Source organism: Acidobacteriota bacterium, assembly GCA_003225175.1.
GTDB lineage: Bacteria > Acidobacteriota > Terriglobia > Terriglobales > Acidobacteriaceae > Gp1-AA112.
The window spans coordinates 1-2,797 of record QIBA01000178.1; the positions used below are offsets into that span (position 1 = coordinate 1).

The 2,797-nt window shown below is 27.3% G+C and carries 2 protein-coding genes; one reads left to right on the top strand and one right to left on the bottom strand.

Annotation, left to right across the window (positions count from 1 at the left end):
* Positions 1 to 257 precede the first annotated feature (257 nt).
* Complete coding sequence (locus tag DMG62_24240; protein PYY19816.1) at positions 258 to 518, top strand: hypothetical protein; 261 nt, start codon at positions 258 to 260, stop codon at positions 516 to 518.
* Positions 519 to 2,058: 1,540 nt separating this feature from the next.
* Here DMG62_24240 and DMG62_24245 read toward each other — a convergent pair.
* The gene (locus DMG62_24245) at positions 2,059 to 2,766 is read right to left on the bottom strand and encodes a hypothetical protein (protein PYY19817.1); all 708 of its coding nucleotides are present in this window, start codon (positions 2,764 to 2,766) and stop codon (positions 2,059 to 2,061) included.
* Positions 2,767 to 2,797: the final 31 nt, after the last annotated feature.

Sequence of the window (2,797 nt, forward strand, 5' to 3'; positions counted from 1 at the left end):
ATTATAGAATTTTTATATGTAAATAATCTATTTCAAATTCAGTAAATATTCGACTTTACACCTACTCCCGAAAAAAAATCTCTTATCGATCAAAAATTTGCTTACTTTTTATATATAATAAAAATTCTTAATGTTAGAACTTTCTGAAAGGTATCCTTCGATACAAATAGTAACCCATGCAAATCATAAAGAAACCTAATAAACAGATGTTGACTTTTTTGTACTACAACAAAATAGCTTCGCAATCATGATGCAAAATGCATACCGATCCCAGTTATACCTGCCAACCTTCTCACAATCAGGAAATCCAAATCGTAAGCAAATATTACGTTGTGATCTTGTTGATTGGATTCAGAAATTTGAAGAACGTGGTTATCACATACCTGAGCTTTTTCATGAGTTTTTTGGCTGTGCCAATCCAGAATCATACAAGCAATCACGAAGATTATTTGATGCAAATGAACTCAACTTGCATTGCCAAACTCTTGCTCCATATGCTACATTATCATGAATGCTAAGGAAGAATTTTGACTGGCTTCGTGATGCATTTGACAATTTCATTGTTGTTACTTCAAATTATGTTGGATTTCTGCAACGCCAATGTGTTACTACTGCTGCAAATCATGCATCTCAGGCTACAACAGTCAAATTATTTATTCGTTACAAATTTTTGAAAAAATGCAATAAAAAAAATATTGGTTCTACAAGCTAGGAACTGTTTGTTGTTGTCCTATGATGTGCTGTTGTCCTTGTTGTTTTGCGGGATTTTTGATTGCTTATAAAGAACGGAAGTATCTGTATAACATAAATAAAGTTTTGGATAATTATGAAACTTATCAATGTGTAAACACGCCATTAATACATCAGAATTCAGCTGAATATAAAGATATCGAATACGAAAAAACATTATCCAATGATAAAAAACATGCATTATCAAGATATCAAGATGAAATTTGCAATCATGAATTAACTAAAACGCTTAAAAAAGAAAATTACACTTGTGAAAATTGTGGAAAATATGACGAAACAAACATACATACTAAGGAATGCAAATATTGCAAAAGAAAATTTATTTAATAGATTTAATAGAAACTTTCTTTCAAAAAGTATGAAACTATAAAAAAAAAATGATTAATGCAAGATGATAATTTATATAAAAATAAATAACATAATAATTACATTTAACTAATAAATTCACAGTTTCAACTACATCGTTCAATGAGCCTAGAATATCTTTTGAAATATCTGTAATAGATTCCTCAATTTCTACTTTAACTCGCGTAGCCAATATGTCATTTTCATCATGGATTTCATTTTTAAATGCCTAAAAATTAATTAGATATTATAGCAATACATAAAATCACAAAACTGTAATATTTACTATTTCTTGTTTATCAAACATTTTCTGAAAATGAAAATCTTGTTTTTTATCCATGTCCTGAATGTACCATAAAAAATCCTCATTTTTTCGATTATTATATTCTATATCAACTGACATTTTTGCCATGTTTTTCTAATTTAAAATAATATTTAATATAAAAAGTATAATAATAACGATAACTATAGAAAATAAAATGGGACCTTATTAATTTCTAAATCAGTAGTTAATTGGATGATTTCTTTATTTATCATTTCTAATGAAATAAAGCAGCATTAATGTTATTTTAAATTAATTGATTTTACTATAATTATATAATTTACCTTTTGCAACAGAAGATTTTATTGTCTCGCACATTATGTCTAAAAACAAAAATTAATAAAAAAATATAAAAATAATTTCTGTAAAATATCAAATACATACTGACGTCACGAAACCATCCATCAAATGAAGAAAGTAAATTCGAAGCACACAAACATTATTTTTGCAAAATTTGTAAAAGGTTTAACACTTTTTATCCACTTACCTTTAATACCACAATACAATCCTATTAAATTAAACAATTTAATTTCTTTAGGGCGATAAAAAAAATGAAATTTCATAATTTTAAAATTTATCGATTGCTATATTTGGAAATTAGAATTATTTTCATTATCTATTTTATTGGCGCTTTATATATCTTACAATTTTATTTTTTTGGGTGTGGGAAAAGTATCAAATTCTGATATACTATTTATACTGATATCAATATCAGTATAAACTTTTCGAGCCTTTTCTAAAATTATTCGGTATTTATATAACTTTTTAATAAACTCCAAAATTTTAAATTGCGGGTCATTTCGAAAAAATGGAATTGAAATCCTATCTATAGGTATTTTTCTAGTGAGAGGGGAAATTTTTCGATCCATAACATAAGTGCATAAATAATCGGCATGTAAATGAAAAAGAAATACCTTATTATCAGAACCACTTCCACTATTTCTGTCTAACCCATCTTTCCCTAATTTAGTCAATTTGTAATTATCTTCCTCAATGTGTTTTTCTGGATTAGGATGAAATGGTCCATGGGAAACTTCGACAAAAAAAATTTCAAAAATATCATTACTAACATTACTTGTAATATTTCCTATAGTATCAACGAATTTTATCACTCCTCTATTTTTTGACGACAAACTCTGCGCTTGGTCCCAACGCTTAAAAAAATTAGGAGCTATAAAATTCATAATTGGTGCAAGCACATCATGGGTAAACGTCGATTCGTTAATGAGAATAGATCTATTCTGATAAAAATCGTTCACCCAAATGTGTACAAAATCTCCGATAAATGTTTTAATCGATTTAGTTAAAGATGGGCTTTTATTCCTTGCTTTCTCGACCCATTTCGACATCTTATCATCTTTGATAGGAATAATACTTTCT